Genomic DNA, 19,340 nt, shown 5'->3' with positions numbered 1-19,340 from the left:
CGCCCTATCAACGTGCAGGAACCACACCTAACGGACTTCGATCACGCCCATCATTCCGAGGTCCTCATGGTCAAGGATGTGGCAGTGGTAAACGGAACGGCCGGCGAAGTCCTTGAACGCCACCCTGACCTTCACGCGACCCTGCGCCGGAACATTGACCACGTCGCGCCATTCCGGCCGGTCCAGCGCACGGCCGCCCTCCTCAACGACCTGCATCGGCCAGACGTGCAGGTGGAACGGATGATCCATGGGACTGGGGTTGGTCAGGGTCCATTCCTCCACGCTCCCTGCCGCCACCGTTGTGTCCGTCCGCGCCGTGCTGAATTCCCGGCCGTTGATGGTGAAGCCCATCATTCCCCCGCCCATGCCCATTCCCATGCCTGCGCCGGAGGAGAGGGTGAGTTGCCGGTGCGCCGCCACGGCAGCTGACCTGAGGTCGTCCGGTTCCCGAACCGCCGGCACGGGCGCCGGGGGTGAGGGGGACGGCGCTAGCTGGGACGGCGAGGGGGAAGGGGCGGTGCTTCCCGCCACCCGCAACGTCGCGAGTGCCACGCCTGCGGCACCCGGCTGGTTTGTCTGCCGGGGATCGGGTCGCTGCCCCATCATGCCGGCCATGCTGCCCCGGTCGTAATACGCGGCACGCAGGACGGAATTTCCGGCGGCTGTGGTCACCAATACATCCGCCCGGTTGCCGGGTGTCAGGAACAGTTCCTCCACGTCCGAGGGCGTGCGGTACCGGCCCGAGTCCATTCCCAGCAGCTGCAGTTGCTGGCCGTCGAGCCGCAACGAGAGATACCGGGCTACGCAGGCGTTGATAATGCGCCACCTTTCGCGCGTACCCGCCACTGCCGTGAATTCCGGATTGCTCTGTCCGTTGACCAGGACGAGTTCGCCTTCCCTGCCCAGCATCCGCTCCATCTGCGAAACGGGGACAACGTTCCCGCCGGCGTCCAGCGTGGTATCGGAAATGACCAGGATGCGTTCGGAGCTGACTGCCATGGGTTCCGGATCCTCCACGATGATCGCGCCAAAGAGGCCGGCGAATATCTGGTCAGCAACTGTGCCGTGGTGGTGGGGGTGGTACCAGTACACACCCGGAGGGTGGTCCGCGGGGAGCCGGTACTCGTACTCATGGACGGCACCCGGATTCACCATGACGAACACGTTGTCCCCGGAGCCCTCGGGGGAGACGTGCAGTCCGTGGACATGCAGGTTTGTTGTCTGGTCCAGGCTGTTGGCCAGCCGGATGCTCAGCAGGTCGCCCGGCCGCAGGCGGAGGGTGGGACCCGGAATCCCTCCGTTATAGCCCAGCGCCCGGGACTGCCGACCGGCGAGCTGGAACTGGCCGGGCCCGGCCTCGAGCCTGACCTCCAGCCGTCCGCCGGAGCTGCGCAGCTCGGATGGCTGGGACAGTTCGGCTCCCGTTACGGGGGCCGTCCGGGATGATGACCGGGTAGCCAGCGACCACCACACCCCTGCTCCGCCAACTGTTGTGGCAGCCGCGCCGAGACCGCCCAGGAGCAATGCGCTGCGCCGGCTCAGGGGCCGGGTGACGGGACGACGCACCGAGGGTTGCGGTCTGACGGGCGGTGGCGGGCCGGCAGATTGTTGCGGGCCGGATGGCGGGCCCGGGCTTGGGTCCGAGGGAGGCATGCTGGCAGTAGGCACTACGGTTCCTCGCCGAGTACCCTGACCTGCTCGCGGTACTGGTCAGCGGTCAGTTCCCCTTTCGCAAACCGTTCGTCGAGGATCTGCCGGGCCCGGCTGCGTCCCCCGGGCCCGCCAAACCCGGGACCGCCGGATCCCGGCCACGGGCCGCCCGCTCCCGGGTGGCCGGAAGGGTTGAACCCGCCGCCTTGGAACCCGCCCCGGCCGCCGCCGGTAAACAAGCGCACGGCGACCAGGACCAGCAGGGCAACGCCCGCCAGCATCAACACGCCCCACAGCCACATCCAGCCCATATCCGGACCGTAACCCCACATCATGGCTGCTCCCTCCGTGGACTGCAGTTTCGTGCCTGCAGTTCGTACGCCAACTCCTACCCCAAGGGTGCACCTGGTCGGCAGGCTCCGCTAGGGTCCTAAGTCGCTTGTGCGGTCCCGTCTTCAGGGCGGAGCCTGTAACCATAGCCACGCCCCGCCCGGGGCCACAGCCGCCCGAGGAGCAGGCCATGCAGCCAGCCGCGTACCCGTCCCGCTTTTCCGGGAAGACTGTCATTGTGACGGGAGCCGGGTCCGGAATCGGACTGGCCACCGCCACCCGCCTCGCACGCGAAGGCGCGAGGGTCATCGCTACGGATGTGGTGGAGCGACGGCTGGCGGACCTTGCCGCCGGACTGGAGGATTTCGACGTCGTCACGGTCATCGGAGATGTCGCCTCAGCGGAGACCACCGCTGCGATTGTGGCCGCGGCCGAGGGCCGGGTGGACGGACTCGCCAACGTGGCGGGGATCATGGACGCTTTCCTCCCGCCCGCCGAGGTGGACGATGCCACCTGGGACAGGGTGTTCAGCGTCAACCTGACGGGTCCCATGCGCCTCACCCGGGCGGTGCTGCCGCTGATGCTGGCTGCAGGAACGGGCACGATCGTAAATGTTGCTTCCGAGGCGTCGTTCAGGGCGTCCGCTTCAGGGGTGGCCTACACGTCGTCGAAGCATGCGCTGGTTGGCTTCACCAAGAGCGTGGCGTTCTTTTACGGTCCCCAGGGGATCCGCGCCAACGCCGTGGCGCCCGGGGCTGTCGCCACCAATATCGAGGCTCCGTGGAAGTCGGACTTCGCGGCCGGGCGGATCGGTCCCATCCTGCAGGCCACTGTGGGCTCGGTGGCGCAGCCCGCCGAGCTCGCCGCCGCCATCACCTGGCTGCTCAGCGACGACTCAGCCAACGTCAACGGGGCCATCCTGCCCAGTGACGGGGGCTGGTCCACCATCTGAGCCTCAGCCGATGAGCAGCCCCAAAGCCTCGGCCAGGTGCCCCACTTCCCGGACGGAGAAACCGGCAGGAACGGGTCCCGGCCCGTTGGGGCTGGACGGAACCACGGCGTGCGTGAAGCCCAGCCGGTGGGCCTCCTGGATACGCTGGTTGATGCCCGGAACAGGGCGGACTTCACCGGCCAGGCCGACCTCGCCGAAGGCGATCAGCCGGGTGGGCAGCGGTTTCTTGGCTTTGGCCGAGGCCACGGCCAGAGCCACCGCCAGGTCGGTTGCGGGTTCGCTGAGCTTCACGCCGCCCACCGTTGCCACGTAGGAATCATCCTTGTGCAGCAGGCAGCCCGCACGCTGCTGGAGCACGGCAAGCAGCATGGCCACCCGCGAACTGTCCAGGCCGCTGGTGGCGCGGCGCGGCTGTGAACTGGCGCTCTCGGCCAGCAGCGACTGAACCTCGGCCAGCAGCGGCCGGCGGCCTTCCAAGGTCACGGTGATGCACGTCCCGGACACTGGCTCCTTGGTCCGGGAAACAAACAGGCCGCTGGGATCGGCAAGGCCCACGATGCCGTCCTCGTTGAGGTCGAAGCAGCCGACGTCGTCGGTGGGCCCGTAGCGGTTTTTCACTGCCCGCAGCAGCCGGAGCCGTGAGTGGCGCTCGCCTTCGAACTGGCAGACCACGTCCACCAGGTGCTCCAGGAGGCGGGGGCCGGCGATGGAGCCGTCCTTGGTCACGTGCCCCACCAGCAGGGTGGTCATGTTGCGGCGCTTGGCCGCGGCGATGAGGGAGGCAGCCACTTCCCGTACCTGTGAGACGCCGCCGGCGCTGCCGTCGACGTCGGCGCTGCTGAGCGTCTGGACAGAGTCCACCACCAGCAGCCGCGGCTCCAGCTTCTCCACCTGCCCGAGCGCCTGGCCCAGGTCCGTTTCGGCCGAAAGATAGAGGGACTCCGCAACAGCATCGATGCGGTCCGCCCGCAGCTTGACCTGCGCAGCGGACTCCTCGCCCGTGATGTAGAGGACGTCCTGCGCTGTACGGGCGAACTTGGCCGCAACATCCAGCAGCAGAGTGGACTTGCCCACGCCGGGTTCGCCGGCGAGCAGGATGACCGCGCCCGGAACCAGGCCGCCGCCCAGCACGCGGTCCAACTCGTCCACACCGGTAGGGAGGAAAGCCGCTGTGGTGGCATCGACGTCGGCAATCCGGCGGGCGGGCTCCAAAACGGTGGTGGCCGCCGTCGTGCGTGCAACGGCGGCGCCGGTTTCCTCCACGGTGCCCCAAGCCTGGCACTCGCCGCAGCGCCCCACCCATTTGACGGCGGTCCAGCCGCATTCGGCGCATTTGTAGGCCGGGGCCTTGGACGCCCGGGAAGTCTTTGTTGCCATTGGTCCACCCTATCCGGGGGCAGTGACACTCCTGGTGATCGAGCGTGCCGAGATCATGGTTTCGACGGGCTCAACCACCGGTCCCGCGCTACAGCGGCGGCAGGATGTCCCTGGCTTCCTTGGAGTCCATCCCGGTGGCTTCGAGCAGGTCCACCATCAGCGGGCGGAACAGCATGACCACCGTTTCGCCCTCGAGCCGCTGCACGTCCAGCATCCGGGGGTGCAGCCGGCCGGCGATTTCGGTCAGCTCCAGCCGGGATGTCCGGAGGTGGGCGCGCCGGACTCCTTCGTGCATTTCAGCGAGGCCCAGGGACAGCTCGTCGATGGCGGCCGCGGTTTCCTGCAGGACCTCCGCGATGTTCTCCGTGGCCTCGTCCGAGAGGGCGGCGTGGTTGATGGCGCTGGTCAGGCGGCGCGCGAAAACCCGGCTGTTACGGAGCGCCAGGTCGATGTAATCCAGCGATTGCTCCAGCCTGCCGATCTCGTCTCGGTGGCGCCGGTAGGCCGGGGCCAGCGTGGCCACCTCACCGGAGGCGCGCAGCGACTGGCGCATCGCGTCCACCAGCGGCTGGCAGTTCCGGCCGCGGACCAGGGCGTGCCACGCCTCGGTGGAGTCGCTGTTCGTCAGCGCGGACGCACAATCACGCAGCACCTCCGCAAGTTCGTGCAACAGCTTCTGCACATCCTTCCGGGGTTCTCGCCTGGGATCCTTCGGCACGAGGACAGTGAAGAGCAGCGCGAACAGGCCGCCCACGATGGCGTCGATACTCCGCGTGAACGGCCCGCCGGCCGGGGCCGGGAGCAGCACCACCAACAGCGACTGCAACCCCAACTGCGTGGTGAAGATGTTGCCGCTGTCCAGGAAACGCGCCAGCAGGATGGAGACAAGAAGTACGACGGCGGCAACCCAGATATCGCCGCCCAGCCAGTGTCGGAGCAGATCACCTACCGCGATGCCGATGGTGCAGCCCAGCCCCACCTCCATCACCCTGCGCAGCCGTGGCTCGCGGGAGAATCCCAGCGCAATGAGGGAAGACGTGGCAGCGAACAGCGGGCCTGAATGGCCGAGGACGTATTCGGCGAACGCATACGCGCCCACGGCGCAGACTGTCATCTGGATGGCCGGCACCAGGGAATTCCGGCTGCGGACCACCCCGGTGCGGATCCTGGTTCGCAGGAATCTTCTGCTGGCGGAAATTCCAGTCGGTTGGGCCATGCGTTCCAGTCTATTCACTGGCATTGCACTACGGCCGGAGATGTGATGTGCGCAATGGTGACGCTGCACATGTAAGCCGATGTCCCGCCGTCGTTAACCCTCCGTTCACCTTCGTCCCCACATCCCGTTACCTAAGGCCCATACCTTCGATAAAGGTACAAAAAGTACCCAACTTCTTCTGTTCGGACGTCTCCGGTCCGGCACGCATCAGAAAATCCCTGGAAGGGGTACATCTAGTGAAGGCACTCCGCTTCGGCCGCCACGCGGCTATCGCTGTCATCGCAGCCGGCGCACTCGCGCTCACCGCCTGTGGTTCCGACAACGCCACGGGTACGGCACAGTCCGGTACTCCGTCTGCCTCGGGCGCCAGCGTCACCGGCACGCTGACCGGCATCGGCGCATCCTCCACCGGCGCAGCCATGGATGCCTGGAAGGCCGGCTTCGCTTCAGCCAACCAGTCCGCCTCCGTGCAGTACTCCCCGGATGGATCCGGCGCGGGACGCAAGGCCATCATCGACGGTTCGGCACAGTTCGCCGGTTCCGACGCCTACCTCAAGGATGAGGAGCTCGCCAGCTCCAAGGAAAAGTGCGGCCCCGAAGGCGCCATCAACATCCCGGTTTACATTTCCCCGATCGCCATCGCGTTCAACATCCCGGACGTCAAGGAACTGAACCTCGACGCCACCACTGCTGCCAAGATCTTCCGCGGCGAAATCGCCAACTGGAACGACCCCGCGATCGCCGCCCTCAACCCGGACGCCAAGCTGCCGGACCTGAAGGTCACGCCGGTCAACCGCTCCGATGACTCCGGCACCACCAGCAACTTCACCGACTACCTGGCTGCCGCCGCTCCCGAGGTCTGGACCGACAAGGCTGCAGGCATCTGGCCCGCTTCCCTGAAGGGCGAGAACGCCAAGGGCACCTCCGGCGTCGTCAAGACCGTCACCGATACCCCGGGCGCCGTGACCTACGCTGATGACTCCGCTGTGGGCGGCAAGCTGGGCACCGCCGCCATCAAGGTGGGCGAGGAGTTCGTCAAGATTTCCCCCGATGCCGCTGCCAAGGCTGTAGAAGCCGGCAAGCCGGTTGACGGACGCGCCGCCACCGATGTTGCCATCAAGCTGGACCGCAAGACCACCGCCGCCGGCGCCTACCCGGTTGTCCTGGTTTCCTACCACGTTGTCTGCACCACCTACGACAAGAAGGAAACCGTTGACCTGGTCAAGGCCTTCGAAAGCTACGTAGTGTCCGACGCCGGCCAGCAGGCCGCCGCCGACGCCGCGAAGTCCGCGCCGCTGTCCAAGACCCTGCAGGACAAGGCCGCTGCTGCGATCGAATCCATCAAGGTCAAGTCCTAGGGAATTCGCTGCACAGCAAGGCATAGTGGAAACACGAGCCTGAACCTGGTTCCCTGTCCCGGAGGGGCGGTCACAGACCGTCATTCCGGGGCGGGGAACCTAGGTGTTTGTCCGAAGTAAAGCCAGTTTCACCGCTGCTTGCCGGATTATCCGGACGAGGCAGTCGGTTCTATTCGAACCCAGAGGATCGTTTGTGACCACCACCTCCCTGACAAAGTCCCGGGGCGCAGGGCGCGCCGGAGACAAGGTCTTTTCCGGAGCCGCCCTGGCCGCAGGATGCCTGATCCTTGCCGTGCTCTTCGGCGTTGCCCTGTTCCTGGTAGTCCAGGCCATCCCGGCCCTCGTGGCCTCGCCGGACAAGATCCAAGGCGGCGAAGGCTTCTTCGCCTACATCTGGCCGATCGTCATCGGCACCGTGATCGCAGCAATCATCGCACTGGTCATTGCCACCCCCGTGGCCATCGGAGTCGCGCTCTTCATCTCGCACTTCGCCCCCCGCGGCCTCGCCTCCGGTTTGGGCTACGTGATCGACCTCCTGGCCGCCATCCCGTCGGTGGTCTACGGCGCCTGGGGCGCCGCGTTCCTGGCCAAGGAAATCTCCCCGGCGTACGACTGGCTGGCCAACAACATGGGCTGGCTGCCCATCTTCCAGGGTCCCGCGTCAGCCACCGGCAAGACCATCCTCACCGCCGGCATCGTGCTGGCCGTGATGGTCCTTCCCATCATCACGTCCCTGAGCCGCGAAATCTTCCTGCAGACCCCCAAGCTGCACGAGGAAGCCGCACTAGCTTTGGGTGCCACCCGCTGGGAAATGATCAAGATGGCGGTTCTGCCGTTCGGCCGCCCGGGCATCGTAAGCGCCGTGATGCTTGGCCTGGGCCGCGCCCTCGGCGAGACCATGGCCGTGGCGCTGGTGCTGTCCTCCGGCGCCCTCACCGCCAGCCTGATCCAGTCCGGCAACCAGACCATCGCCGCTGAAATCGCCCTGAACTTCCCGGAGGCCAGCGGCCTGAAGGTGAGCACGCTGATCGCGGCAGGCCTGGTCCTGTTCGTCATCACGCTGGGCGTCAACATGATTGCCCGCTGGATCATCAGCCGGCACAAAGAATTCTCGGGAGCCAACTAAATGACCTCCACCCTTACTCCGGTCCGCAAGCGCTCCGCCCTCACCAAGGGACAGCTGCCCAAGTTCGCGCCGTACGTCGTCCTGGTACTGGCCCTGGTGGTCGGCGCCGCCATCATGGCCGTGGTCGGCTTCAACGCCTTCGGCTGGGGAATCGTCTCCGCCATCCTGTTCACTGCCGGCCTTGTGGGCTGGAGCGCCGCCGTCGAAGGGGGGCGCAAGGCCAAGGACAAACTTGCCACCTGCCTGGTGGTCGGTTCCTTCCTCGTCGCCCTGCTGCCGCTGATCTCCGTGATCCTGACCGTCCTCATCAACGGGCTCCCCGGGCTCCTTGATCCTGGCTTCCTCAGCACTTCCATGAACGGCGTCACCGGCGCCTTCGACAACAAGAGCGTGGAACAGGGTGCGCCCGTTATGGGCGGCATCTACCACGCCCTGGTCGGCACCATCCAGATCACGCTGCTGGCCACCGTCATCTCCGTCCCCGTCGGCCTGCTGACCGCCGTCTACCTCGTCGAATACGGCGAGGACCGCCCGCTGGCCCGCGCCATCACGTTCTTCGTGGATGTCATGACGGGCATCCCGTCGATCGTCGCCGGCCTCTTCGCCGCCGCGTTCTTCTTCGCAGTGGTGGGGCCGGGCACCAAGACGGGGGCCGTGGCCGCCGTCGCGCTTTCCGTCCTGATGATCCCGGTGGTGGTGCGCTCCAGCGAGGAAATGCTCAAGATCGTGCCGAACGAACTCCGCGAGGCAGCGTACGCCCTGGGCGTCCGCAAATGGCGGACCATCCTCAAGGTGGTCATTCCGACGGCGATCTCGGGCATCGCGTCCGGCGTCACGCTGGCCATTGCCCGCGTGATCGGCGAAACCGCTCCGATCCTGGTGACCGCGGGCTTCGCCACCAGCATCAACACCAACGTGTTCAGCGGCTGGATGGCCTCGCTGCCCACGTTCATCTACACCCAGATCCTGAACCCCACCTCGCCGTCCAACCCGGATCCCTCCTCGCAGCGGGCATGGGGTGCCGCGCTGGTGCTCATCATCCTGGTCATGCTGCTGAACCTCGGCGCACGGCTCATCGCCAGGATCTTCGCACCCAAGACCGGCCGCTAGTCCGCCGGTAAAATTCAATTCGTACCCAGCAAGTGAAGGAATACCATGTCTAAGCGCATCGACGTCAAGGATTTGAACGTCTACTACGGCAAGTTCCTGGCCGTTGAGGACGTCAACATCAACATCGAGGCCAAGTCCGTCACGGCATTCATCGGCCCGTCCGGCTGTGGCAAGTCCACGTTCCTGCGGACGCTGAACCGCATGCACGAAGTGATTCCGGGTGCCCGCGTGGAAGGCGAGGTGCTGCTGGACGGGGACAACCTCTACGGCCCCGGCGTGGACCCCGTGACCGTGCGTTCGCAGATCGGCATGGTCTTCCAGCGGCCCAACCCGTTCCCCACCATGTCCATCCGGGACAATGTCCTGGCCGGCGTGAAGCTGAACAACCAGAAGATATCCAAGGGCGAGGCAGATGCCCTGGTGGAGCGCTCCCTGCAGGGCGCCAACCTGTGGAACGAAGTGAAGGACCGCCTCGCCAAGCCGGGGTCCGGCCTGTCCGGCGGCCAGCAGCAGCGCCTCTGCATTGCGCGCGCCATCGCGGTGGAGCCGCAGGTAATCCTCATGGACGAGCCCTGCTCCGCGCTGGACCCCATCTCCACGCTGGCCATTGAGGACCTCATCAACGACCTCAAGGACCAGTACACGGTGGTCATCGTTACCCACAACATGCAGCAGGCCGCACGCGTCTCGGACCGGACCGCGTTCTTCAACATCGCCGGAACCGGCAAGCCGGGCAAGCTGATCGAAGTGGGCGATACCCACACCATCTTCAGCAACCCCACCCAGAAGGCCACGGAAGACTACGTCTCCGGTCGCTTCGGCTAAGGGCTAGTTCCCTTCATCGGTTGCTCCGTAACCGCCGTTTTGGCACCTCATAACGGCATCTACGGAGCAACCGATGGTGCTTTAAAGGTCCGCGAGCGGCGAGAGGGACAGCTCCAGCACGAAAGCCGCCGCTGCCGTCAGCACGGGGGTGAGGACCCAGAAGGCGAGGATCCTGAGGACCAGCCTGCGGTTGGTCACCGGGAAGCCCTGGTTGCTGCCGGCACCCAGCACGGCTGCCGTCACGGTGTGCGTGGTGGACACCGGCCAGTGCAGCCCGATCGCGCCGAGGAGCAGGATCACCGAGCTGTACAGCTGGGCCACGAAGCCGCGGAGCGGGTCGATCCGGGTGAGCCTGTAGCCGACGGTGTAGGAAATGCGCCAGCCCCCGGCCAGGGTTCCCGCCGTCAGCATCGCCGCGGTGAGCAGGGGCACCCATCCGGGTATGGCGGCGCCGTCGGACAGCCCCGCCGCGAGGAGCGCCAGGAGCAGCACGGCACCTGTCCGCTGTCCGTCCTGCAGGCCGTGGCCGAAGGCCACTGCTCCGGCGGCTATTGCCTGGGTACGGCGGGAGCGGCTGTTCACCACGTTGGGAGGCGTGTAGCGGGCCGCCCAGGTGGCCGGCCAGACGAGCAGGTAGGCGCCCACAAATGCGATCACGGGGGAGAGCAGAAGGGGCAGCACTACCTGGAACAGCAGCGAGTTGTTCACGCCGTCCACTGCATTGCCGCCCACCAGCACGCTGGCCAGGCCTGCGCCGGCCAGCCCGCCCACCAGGGCGTGCGTGGATGAAGACGGGATGCCCCGCCACCACGTGTAGACGCCCCACACCACGGCGCTGAGCAGGCCGGCGACGAGGATGGTCAGTCCGTTTTCCCCCTGCGGCAGCGAGATCCACGTCCTGCTGACCTGCAGGGCCAGGAGCCCGCTCAGCGCGGCCCCGGCGAAGTTGAAGAGTGCTGCCAGCAGGACGGCCACGGTGGGGGTCAGGGCCCGGGTCCGCACGGCCAGGGCCACGGACGTTGACGCGTCCCTGAAACCGTTCAGAAAGGCGAACGCGGCGGCGAACAGCACCACCACGGCGAAAAAGAACAAGGTCACGTCAGGATTCCTTGACGATGATGCTGCCCACCTGGGTGGCGATACGCCGCATATCCTTCGTGACTTCCACCAGCTGGTTGGCTACGTCCCGGTTCCGTGCGTACTGGGCCCACTTCATATCCTTGATCATGTCCGCAACCCACACCCGGTGGGTCCGCTCCGCGCGCTTGGCCAGGCGCAGGATCTCGATCCAGTAATCCTCCAGATCGTCCAGGTCGTTCAGCCGCCGCATCGCGTCCACGGTGAGCTCCGCCTGCCGGCTGATGACTTCCAGCTGGTCGGCGGCCCGCTTGGAGAGGCGCTCGAGCTTGTACAGTGCGACCAGTTCCGCTGCGGCGTCCAGCTTTTCCATGGCCTCATTGAGGTAGCGGGAGAGCGCGTACATGTCCTCGCGGGGGAGCGGGTTCACGAAGCTGGTGCGCATGTGGGTCAGCAGCGCGAACTGCAGCTCGGCCGACTTGGCCTCGTGGTCGTGCATGTCTTCGACCAGGCGGTTGTGCTCTGTGGCCGGGACGCCGAGGATTTCGGCCAGGGTTCCGGTAGCGAGGACTATTTGGCGGGCCATCTGCGAGAGCAGGTGCAGCCCGGCGGGCTCCTGCGGAAAGAGGCGGAGCCTCACCTTCTGATTCCGGCGACGGTAGGGAGCGGCATGGAATGTGGCCCCGGGGCCATGTGACTTGACGTTGACCCGCACATGCGGATTAGTTTACCGGCTGATTCAGCGCGGGCATGAAAGTGGTGCCGAACCGGATACGCCTCTCGGCGGTAGGCCGCTCTAGGCGGCTAAATGTTGAAGCCCGGGGGTTTCGCGGTTCGGCACCGGTTTCAGTTTTCTACTTTGGCTGAACCAAGTCAACATTGACAGCCGGGCTCCTCCGTGCGTAACAGTGGAAGACTTGCGCAGCTTGCTCCGCCCGCACTTGTGCCTCGCCGGGCGGGCCGGTCCGGCTGGAGGGCCGTCAGTCCAGTTCGCCCAGCCGCCAGGCGTTTGCGGCGTGCTCGAGGTCCTCGGCGGTCTTCACCAGGAGGTGGGAATTGCGGGTCAATTTGCTGGCGTGGTTCTCGTTGCTGTGTTCGGCTCCGTCGGCCAGTGTGGCCTGGCCGAGGGCCACCACGCGGCAGAACGCGGCGGAACGTTCCAGCGCGACGTCGAACTCGCCGTCGAACGCTCCGGAGAGGATGGCATCCGCCATCGTCTTCATTTCGTCCGCTCCCGGCGGCTCGGCAGCACCCGCAACCACATTGGAAACCTGCGCCGTGTCCTTGCCGGCCTTGAAGTACACGGAGATGCGCTCGGGGTCCTGGATGGTGGCGGCGCGCAGCGCGTACAGGCGCCAGAGGGCGCCGGGCAGGGACCGGGCGGGGCTTTCGGCCCACATTTCGGCGATGGCCTCCAGGCCCTGCTCATCGGCAAGCTTGACGAGGCGTTTGGTCACTTTGGGGTCGTCGCTGTCGCGGCCGTGGCGCACCAGTGCCTGGGCCGCCAGGTGCGCGGCCTCGGACACCCGGGCGGGGTCTGCGCCGCCCGCGAACGGTTCGAAGTCGATGGGCGCAAAAGGCTTGGGCTTGTGATGCCGGTTTGCGCCGCCGTAGGCCTTGGATCCTGCTTGCTCGCTCATGCCCCCACGCTACTCCTGTGCTGTTCTGTTATCGAGCTTGCCGCCGGGCGGCTTAAGGGGTATTGAGGCATGCTGCGGATACCATCGTTTCTGTTTTGGCCGGCGTTCTTAACGCACGACGGCGCCGCGCGGCGTTGTGCCAAAGCTGCCCTCAGCGTGCGGTACAGTGTTTAACGTCCAGAAATGGACTGGGCTGATGGTCCGTTTGCGTGCGCTTGGCGCGCACAAATGTGGCAGTCAGCTGGGGCCTTTAGCTCAGTTGGTAGAGCATCGGACTTTTAATCCGTGGGTCGTGGGTTCGATCCCCACAGGGCCCACTCTTTTAGCGAAGAGTGGAAAACCTCCGGCCTCCTGGTAACAGGAGGCCGGAGGTTTTTTGTTGTCCGGACTTTTATTTGCCGGTGAGTGTCCACGAGCGCTTGGAGAGGCCGAACCAGAACCCGTCGATGGCCGTTTTCGCCTTCAGGTCGCCGGATTCGTAGGCTGCGCCAAGGGCTACGTAGAGCGGAGCCCAGTGCTCGCTGCGGGGGTGCGCTTCACGCGCGGCCGGCGCCTTCTTGAGGAAGTCCAGAATGGAGTCGACGTCGCCGGCCGCCATGGTTTCCTCTGCCCAATGGTCGAATTCGCTTGAAACGGAGGGCGGCGTGGTATCCGGCCCGGCTGCGGGGTTGAACCAGCGCAGGTTGTGCGTGGTGAAGCCCGAGCCCACGATGAGCGTGCCGCGGTCCCGCAGCGGCGCCAGTGTCTTGCCCAGGTTGAAAAGGCCCTGCGGATCCAGGGTGGGCATGGACATCTGCAGCACGGGGATGTCGGCCTCCGGGAACATCTCCACGAGCGGCACGTAGGCGCCGTGGTCCAGGCCGCGTTCCTCGTCGCGTTCCACGTGGTGGCCGTGGGTGGAAACGAGCTTCTCCACTTCGGTGGCCAGTTCCCCGGCCTGGGGTGCGTTGTACGTGACGTCGTAGTACTTCTGCGGGAAGCCCCAGAAGTCGTACACGAGCCCGGGGTTCCGGGTAGTGGCGCTGAGGGTCACCGGCGCGTTTTCCCAGTGCGCGGAAACCATCAGGATGTCCTTCGGCTTGCCGAAGGTGCCCGACCATGCGCTGAGCTCGCTGGTCCAGCGGGCGTCGTCGGCCAGGGGAGGGGCTCCGTGGCTCAGGAATAGTACCGGCGGGCGGTCAAGTGTCTGCGTCATGCTTTTATTCTAGAATCATTTAGTTGAAACTTCAACCATCAATTTCGACGGCCGTGCGGTGCCGATTGCCGAAGTGTGAGCGGATGTGATGCCAGCCACTCACTTACGTATACTGGAACGGTTTTGCAGCCAGACTTGGGGGTTCCCGCTAGCAAGGGAGAGTGGCCGGCAAACGCCTCCCGCCCATCAGGATCCCCAGCAGTTAGGTACCGCGCCCATGTCAGGTCGCCGAGCAGCCGGCCCCCAGCGCCACGGCCGATTCCCCCGCAAGTCACCGTTCTTCTGGCCAAGGATCCTCATGATCGCCGGCGTGGTGGTGGCCATTGCCGTTGCCGCCGCGGCTGTCCTCTGGATCACCGGAAACCAGTCGCCCCTGGCCGCCCAGCGGTGCGAGGTCCCCGCGGAAGTGCGTGTCGGCGCCGATGCCACCATCGCACCGGCGCTGGAGAGCGCGGCTGCGAAGGTGCCCGCCGGGGCCTGCGTGAAATACACGATCGAAACCCGGACCCAGCCAGAGCTGGCCGCGACGGTGGCCGCGGGCAAGGACGCGCCGGATCTGTGGGTGGCCGACTCGGCCGTCCGGGTGCAGCGCGTGGGGGCTGCCATGGCGCATGAGATCACCGTGCCGTCGCTCGCCTCGACGCCCGGGGTGATTGTTGGGCGCCAGGGGGAGGTTCCCGGATTTGCCACCTGGACCAGCGCCCTGCAGACTCCCGGCGTCCGGTTCAGCGACCCGCTGGTGACCGGTAGCGGGGAAGTGGCGCTGCTGGGCGCCCTCTCCGAAGTGGAGGCCGGGCGCGCGGAAGCGAAGACGCTGCAGGCCGCCACCGCACAGCTGGCCCAGAGCGAGAGCCAGCGCACGGGAGAGAAGCTGACCGACGCCAAGCAGCTCGAAGGGGTGGCCTCCGGAGGGGGATTCGCCATCGTCACCGAGCAGGCGTGGCTGTCCTTCGCGCAGACACCCGCCGGCGCAAAGCTTGCCGCGTCGATGCCGCACACCGGGTCCGTGTCGCTGGACTACCCCGTGGCCCTCACAGCCGGGGGCAGGGCCCGCGGCGGTGCCGTCACGGACGCCGCCAGGGCGCTGGCATCCGCCCTGGCAACCGAGGACGGAATGAAAGCGCTCGCCGACACCGGCCTTCGGCCTGTGGACGGCAGCCGCACGCCGGACCAGAAGGGCGTGGGCAGCGTTGCGGCCCTCAAGCCGGCATCATCGGAATCCGTGCAGCGGACGCTCAAAGGATGGTCCCTCCAGGCCATTCCCTTCAGATCGCTGGTGGTCATGGACGTGTCCGGCTCCATGAACTTTCAGGCGGGAGAGCAGACCCGCATGCAGCTCACGCAGCAGGCCGCCAATGCCGGCAGCAAGCTGTTTCCCAATACCGCAGCCCTGGGCATGTGGGCGTTTTCCATTGGGCTGGGAGGCGGCAGCCAGGACTACGTGGAGCTTGATCCCATCCGGAAAATGGACCAGCTGGTTGGCGGCGTCACGCAGCGCGACCGCCTCGTGGCCGATATCTCCGGGCTGGACCAGCGGACCGGCGGTGCCACGGGACTGTACGACACGACCCTTGCCGCCTACCGCACCGTCAAGGCGAACTACGATGCCCGCGCCGTCAACAGCGTGATCCTGTTTACCGACGGCGCCAATGAAGATCCGGATTCACTCAGCCTCGAGGAACTGCTGCAAGCCCTGGAACGCGAACGGGACCCCGCCAAGCCTGTGGTGATCGTCAGCATCGGCATCACCGAGGACGCGGACGCCGAGACCCTCCGGAAAATCTCGGAAGTCACCGGCGGCACGAGCTATGTTGCGAGGAATCCGGAGGACATCCCGAGCGTTTTCGTGGATGCGCTGCAGGCTCGCGCACAATAGCTTCATGGCTTACAGCAGCGAGCGGCGCCTTCCGCGACTTGAAGACGTAGCGGAACGTGCCGGCGTCTCGCACCAGACGGTGTCCCGCGTCATCAACAATCATCCCAACGTCAGCAAGGCAACCAGGGGACGTGTTGAGGCTGCCATTGCCGAACTGGGATACCGGCGGAACACCGCGGCGCGCAGCCTGGTGACGCGGCGCTCGCACACCATCGGCGTCCTGGCCAGCGAGCTGTCCCAGTACGGACCCGCCAACACTCTCCTCGGGGTGGAGCAGGCCGCCCGCGATGCCGGCTATTTCGTGAGCATCGCGGCCATCCGCGAGGTCAGCGCGGAATCGATCGCCGATGCCGCGCGCCACTTCATGGACCAGGGCGTTGACGGAATCGTGGCGCTGGTTCCGCATACCGGCACGTTGCAGGCCCTGGACAACCTGAACCTGGACGTGCCCGTAGTGGTGGTGGGTTCCAGCGGCGAAGGTCGGTTCAGCGGCGCAATGGTGGACCAGAAGCTGGGTGCCCGTCTCGCCGTCGAGCATTTGATTGAGCAGGGCCATAAGCGCATCGGGCATATCTCCGGGCCCCAGGACTGGATCGACGGCGCGGAGCGCGCCGAAGGCTGGCGCGAGGCGCTGGTGCAGGCGGGACTGGCTGACGACCTGATCGTCGAAGGCGACTGGAGCGCCGGCAGCGGCTACGGGATCGGCCAGCAGCTTGCCGTCGCACATGCTGCCACCGCGGTGTTCGTGGGAAACGACCAGATGGCCCTGGGCCTGCTGCGGGCGTTCGGCGAAGCGGGCGTGCGGGTGCCGCAGGACGTCTCCGTGGTGGGGTTCGACGACCAGCCGGAAGCCGGTTATTTCACGCCGCCGCTCACCACGGTCCGCCAGGACTTCGAGGAACTTGGCCGGCGCTGCATGGACATGATGCTGGCCCTCCTGGAAGACGGAGCCGGAGCGGGCGCCACGGTGGTGGAGCCCCGGATCGTTGTGCGGGCAAGCACCGCCCCGCCCGCCTGACCACCCCCTCACCAACCGCGCCTTTCGGAGCCGGGACCATCCAGGCTCGCAGCCATGCCTTGACAGCAATGTTGTTAGCGCTAACAATTAAGGGCAACCGCAAAGCCGCGGAGACTATTGGAGGAATTGATGGACGTCACAGCAGACGGTTCAGACAGCTTTGTGATCGGCGTCGACTACGGCACGCTGTCCGGGCGGGCCGTGGTGGTCCGCGTCCGGGACGGCAAGGAACTGGGCAGCGGCGTGTTTGAGTACCCGCACGCCGTGGTGACGGATGCGCTCCCCGGCGACCTCGCTGGCGAAAGTGCCGCGCGGCTGCCCGGCGAATGGGCGCTGCAGGTGCCCAACGACTACCGTGACGTGCTGCGCCGGGCGGTGCCCGCTGCTATTGCCGACGCCGGGATCGACCCCGCCGCCGTGGTGGGCATCGCCACCGACTTCACGGCCTGCACCATGGTCCCGGTCACGTCGGACGGCACGCCGTTGAACGAAATTTCCGGCTTCGCCAACCGGCCGCACGCTTACGTGAAGCTGTGGCGCCACCATGCCGCACAGCCGCAGGCAGACCGGATCAACGCGCTGGCCGCGGACCGCGGCGAAAACTGGCTGCCGCGCTACGGCGGACTCATCTCCTCGGAATGGGAGTTCGCCAAGGGGCTCCAGCTACTGGAGGAAGACCCGGAAGCCTACGCCGCCATGGACCATTGGGTGGAAGCTGCCGACTGGATCGTCTGGCAGCTGTGCGGCAACTACGTCCGCAACGCCTGCACCGCAGGGTACAAGGGCATCTACCAGGACGGCCGCTATCCGTCCGAGGATTTCCTGTCCGCCCTGAACCCGGATTTCAAGGACTTCGTTAGTTCCAAGCTGGAGCACACCATCGGACGACTCGGCGATGCGGCCGGGAACCTGACGGCAGAAGCAGCCGCCTGGACCGGGCTGCCGGAAGGGATCGCCGTCGCAGTGGGCAACGTGGACGCCCACGTCACGGCGCCGGCAGCGAAGGCCGTGGAGCCCGGGCAGCTGGTGGCCATCATGGGCACCTCCACCTGCCACGTCATGAACGGCGCCGAGCTCCGTGAAGTGCCGGGCATGTGCGGCGTGGTGGACGGCGGGATCGTGGACGGGCTATGGGGCTACGAGGCAGGCCAGAGCGGGGTGGGGGACATCTTCGGCTGGTTCACCAGCAATGGCGTGCCGCCCGAATACCATCAGGCGGCCGCCGAACTGGGCCTTGGCATCCACGAATACCTGACGGAACTGGCGTCACGCCAGGCAATCGGCCAACACGGGCTCATTGCCCTGGACTGGCACTCGGGCAACCGTTCGGTGCTGGTGGACCACGAACTCTCCGGAGTTGTGGTGGGCCAGACGCTCGCTACCAAGCCCGAAGACACTTACCGCGCGCTGCTGGAAGCCACTGCTTTCGGCACGCGCACCATTGTGGACGCCTTCCGGGACTCGGGAGTGCCGGTCAAGGAATTCATCGTGGCCGGCGGCCTGCTGAAGAACAAGCTGCTCATGCAGATCTACGCGGATATCACCGGCCTGCCGCTCTCCACCATCGGCTCAACCCAGGGACCCGCGCTTGGCTCGGCCATCCACGCCGCCGTCGCGGCCGGCAAATACCCGGACATCCGCGCTGCCGCAGCCGCCATGGGTTCGGAGCCCGGCGGGATCTATATTCCGATTCCGGAAAATGTTGCCGCCTATGAGGAACTCTTCCGGGAGTACCGCACGCTGCACGACTACTTCGGCCGCGGCACGAACAGTGTTATGCACCGGCTCAAGGCCATCCAGCGTGCGGCGAGGCCGTCGTTTGCGGCCGCCGCTGAACCCGCCGCCGCTGAACCAGCCGCCGCTGAACCGGCCGATGAGCAGGTGTCCGCATGAGCGACCTCCTGGAAACCATCGCCCGGGTCCGCCGCGAGGTCTGCGATCTCCACGCCGAACTCACCCGCTACGAACTGGTGGTCTGGACGGCGGGCAATGTCTCCGCCCGTGTTCCCGGCCAGGACCTGATGGTCATCAAGCCGTCCGGGGTCTCCTATGCGGACCTCACACCCGAGAGCATGGTTGTCACGGACCTCTATGGCGTCCCCGCTGAGGGCGAGTGGGGCAACCCGCCGTTCTCGCCGTCGTCGGACACTGCCGCGCATGCATACGTCTACCGGCATATGCCGGAAGTGGGTGGCGTGGTCCACACGCACTCCACCTACGCCACGGCGTGGGCGGCCCGCGGCGAAGCGATCCCGTGCGTGCTCACCATGATGAGCGACGAGTTCGGCGGCAGCATCCCGGTGGGCCCCTTCGCCCTGATCGGCGACGACTCGATCGGCCAGGGAATCGTGGAGACGCTGCGCAACTCCACCTCCCCGGCGGTCCTGATGCAGAACCACGGCCCGTTCACCATCGGCAAGGATGCCCGCTCCGCGGTCAAGGCGGCCGTGATGTGCGAGGAAGTGGCGCGCACCGTCCATATCTCACGCCAGCTGGGCGAACCGCTCCCCATCGACCAGGGCAGCATCGAATCCCTCTACGCCCGCTACCAGAACGTCTACGGCCAGTAGCGCAGGCCGCCCCAATTCTT

Annotated in this window: 17 protein-coding genes and 1 tRNA gene; 10 read left to right on the top strand and 8 right to left on the bottom strand. The window is 66.5% G+C overall.

What is annotated here, in order from left to right; genetic code table 11:
- Nucleotides 1-27: 27 nt before the first annotated feature.
- Both ASF98_RS11830 and ASF98_RS11825 read right to left on the bottom strand, forming a co-directional pair.
- On the bottom strand, nucleotides 28-1,566 hold the full coding sequence (locus tag ASF98_RS11830) for a multicopper oxidase family protein (RefSeq protein WP_235505839.1): 1,539 nt from the start codon (nucleotides 1,564-1,566) through the stop codon (nucleotides 28-30).
- A gap of 101 nt (nucleotides 1,567-1,667) precedes the next feature.
- Entirely contained in the window at nucleotides 1,668-1,985 is a 318-nt protein-coding gene (locus ASF98_RS11825) for an SHOCT domain-containing protein (protein ID WP_055801828.1), read from the bottom strand.
- 185 nt (nucleotides 1,986-2,170) lie between these two features.
- Between ASF98_RS11825 and ASF98_RS11820 the strand changes: the two genes are divergently transcribed.
- Complete coding sequence (locus ASF98_RS11820; protein WP_055801826.1) at nucleotides 2,171-2,932, top strand: SDR family NAD(P)-dependent oxidoreductase; 762 nt, start codon at nucleotides 2,171-2,173, stop codon at nucleotides 2,930-2,932.
- Nucleotides 2,933-2,935: 3 nt separating this feature from the next.
- Here ASF98_RS11820 and radA read toward each other — a convergent pair whose 3' ends face one another.
- Together radA and ASF98_RS11810 are read right to left on the bottom strand one after the other, a co-directional pair.
- Nucleotides 2,936-4,309 (bottom strand): DNA repair protein RadA, encoded by a 1,374-nt coding sequence (gene radA / locus ASF98_RS11815; protein ID WP_055801821.1) that lies wholly within the window; start codon nucleotides 4,307-4,309, stop codon nucleotides 2,936-2,938.
- Nucleotides 4,310-4,397: 88 nt separating this feature from the next.
- Complete coding sequence (locus tag ASF98_RS11810; protein ID WP_055801818.1) at nucleotides 4,398-5,525, bottom strand: FUSC family protein; 1,128 nt, start codon at nucleotides 5,523-5,525, stop codon at nucleotides 4,398-4,400.
- Between the two features lie 236 nt (nucleotides 5,526-5,761).
- On the opposite strand from ASF98_RS11810, the gene pstS reads away from it, so the two are divergent.
- The 4 genes from pstS to pstB all read left to right on the top strand — a co-directional run bounded on the left by pstS (nucleotide 5,762) and on the right by pstB (nucleotide 9,944).
- Nucleotides 5,762-6,883 carry a phosphate ABC transporter substrate-binding protein PstS gene (gene pstS / locus ASF98_RS11805; RefSeq protein WP_055801815.1) on the top strand — a complete coding sequence of 374 codons (1,122 nt, stop codon included), beginning with the start codon at nucleotides 5,762-5,764 and terminating at the stop codon, nucleotides 6,881-6,883.
- 193 nt (nucleotides 6,884-7,076) lie between these two features.
- The gene (gene pstC / locus ASF98_RS11800) at nucleotides 7,077-8,009 is read left to right on the top strand and encodes a phosphate ABC transporter permease subunit PstC (protein WP_028270368.1); all 933 of its coding nucleotides are present in this window, start codon (nucleotides 7,077-7,079) and stop codon (nucleotides 8,007-8,009) included.
- The gene (pstA, locus tag ASF98_RS11795) at nucleotides 8,010-9,119 is read left to right on the top strand and encodes a phosphate ABC transporter permease PstA (RefSeq protein ID WP_055801812.1); all 1,110 of its coding nucleotides are present in this window, start codon (nucleotides 8,010-8,012) and stop codon (nucleotides 9,117-9,119) included.
- Nucleotides 9,120-9,164: 45 nt separating this feature from the next.
- Complete coding sequence (pstB, locus tag ASF98_RS11790; RefSeq protein WP_011690076.1) at nucleotides 9,165-9,944, top strand: phosphate ABC transporter ATP-binding protein PstB; 780 nt, start codon at nucleotides 9,165-9,167, stop codon at nucleotides 9,942-9,944.
- Between the two features lie 81 nt (nucleotides 9,945-10,025).
- Here the strand turns inward: pstB and ASF98_RS11785 are convergent, their stop codons facing one another.
- The 3 genes from ASF98_RS11785 to ASF98_RS11775 form a co-directional block, all read right to left on the bottom strand.
- Entirely contained in the window at nucleotides 10,026-11,042 is a 1,017-nt protein-coding gene (locus tag ASF98_RS11785; RefSeq protein WP_055801809.1) for an inorganic phosphate transporter, read from the bottom strand.
- 1 nt (nucleotide 11,043) lies between these two features.
- The gene (locus tag ASF98_RS11780) at nucleotides 11,044-11,661 is read right to left on the bottom strand and encodes a DUF47 domain-containing protein (protein ID WP_055801806.1); all 618 of its coding nucleotides are present in this window, start codon (nucleotides 11,659-11,661) and stop codon (nucleotides 11,044-11,046) included.
- A 340-nt stretch (nucleotides 11,662-12,001) separates the two neighbouring features.
- Nucleotides 12,002-12,661: a hypothetical protein gene (locus ASF98_RS11775; protein ID WP_055801804.1), complete on the bottom strand. Its 660-nt coding sequence runs from the start codon at nucleotides 12,659-12,661 to the stop codon at nucleotides 12,002-12,004.
- 244 nt (nucleotides 12,662-12,905) lie between these two features.
- Here ASF98_RS11775 and ASF98_RS11770 point away from each other — a divergent pair.
- A tRNA-Lys gene (locus ASF98_RS11770) sits at nucleotides 12,906-12,978 on the top strand.
- Nucleotides 12,979-13,052: 74 nt separating this feature from the next.
- On the opposite strand, the gene ASF98_RS11765 is transcribed toward ASF98_RS11770, so the two are convergent.
- A complete protein-coding gene (locus tag ASF98_RS11765) occupies nucleotides 13,053-13,856 on the bottom strand; it encodes a dioxygenase family protein (protein ID WP_028270374.1) in 804 nt (267 codons plus the stop codon).
- 217 nt (nucleotides 13,857-14,073) lie between these two features.
- Between ASF98_RS11765 and ASF98_RS11760 the strand changes: the two genes are divergently transcribed.
- The 4 genes from ASF98_RS11760 (at nucleotide 14,074) to ASF98_RS11745 (ending at nucleotide 19,320) form a co-directional block, all read left to right on the top strand.
- On the top strand, nucleotides 14,074-15,732 hold the full coding sequence (locus ASF98_RS11760; protein ID WP_055801802.1) for a substrate-binding domain-containing protein: 1,659 nt from the start codon (nucleotides 14,074-14,076) through the stop codon (nucleotides 15,730-15,732).
- 4 nt (nucleotides 15,733-15,736) lie between these two features.
- Entirely contained in the window at nucleotides 15,737-16,750 is a 1,014-nt protein-coding gene (locus tag ASF98_RS11755) for a LacI family DNA-binding transcriptional regulator (protein ID WP_055802447.1), read from the top strand.
- Between the two features lie 129 nt (nucleotides 16,751-16,879).
- Entirely contained in the window at nucleotides 16,880-18,643 is a 1,764-nt protein-coding gene (gene araB, locus ASF98_RS11750) for a ribulokinase (RefSeq protein ID WP_055801798.1), read from the top strand.
- Nucleotides 18,640-19,320 (top strand): L-ribulose-5-phosphate 4-epimerase, encoded by a 681-nt coding sequence (locus ASF98_RS11745; RefSeq protein ID WP_055801795.1) that lies wholly within the window; start codon nucleotides 18,640-18,642, stop codon nucleotides 19,318-19,320. The genes araB and ASF98_RS11745 overlap by 4 nt, the downstream gene beginning before the upstream one ends.
- Nucleotides 19,321-19,340 lie beyond the last annotated feature (20 nt).

It is taken from the genome of Arthrobacter sp. Leaf337 (assembly GCF_001423745.1).
GTDB lineage: Bacteria > Actinomycetota > Actinomycetes > Actinomycetales > Micrococcaceae > Arthrobacter.
This window is presented reverse-complemented; position numbering and strand designations above follow the sequence as displayed.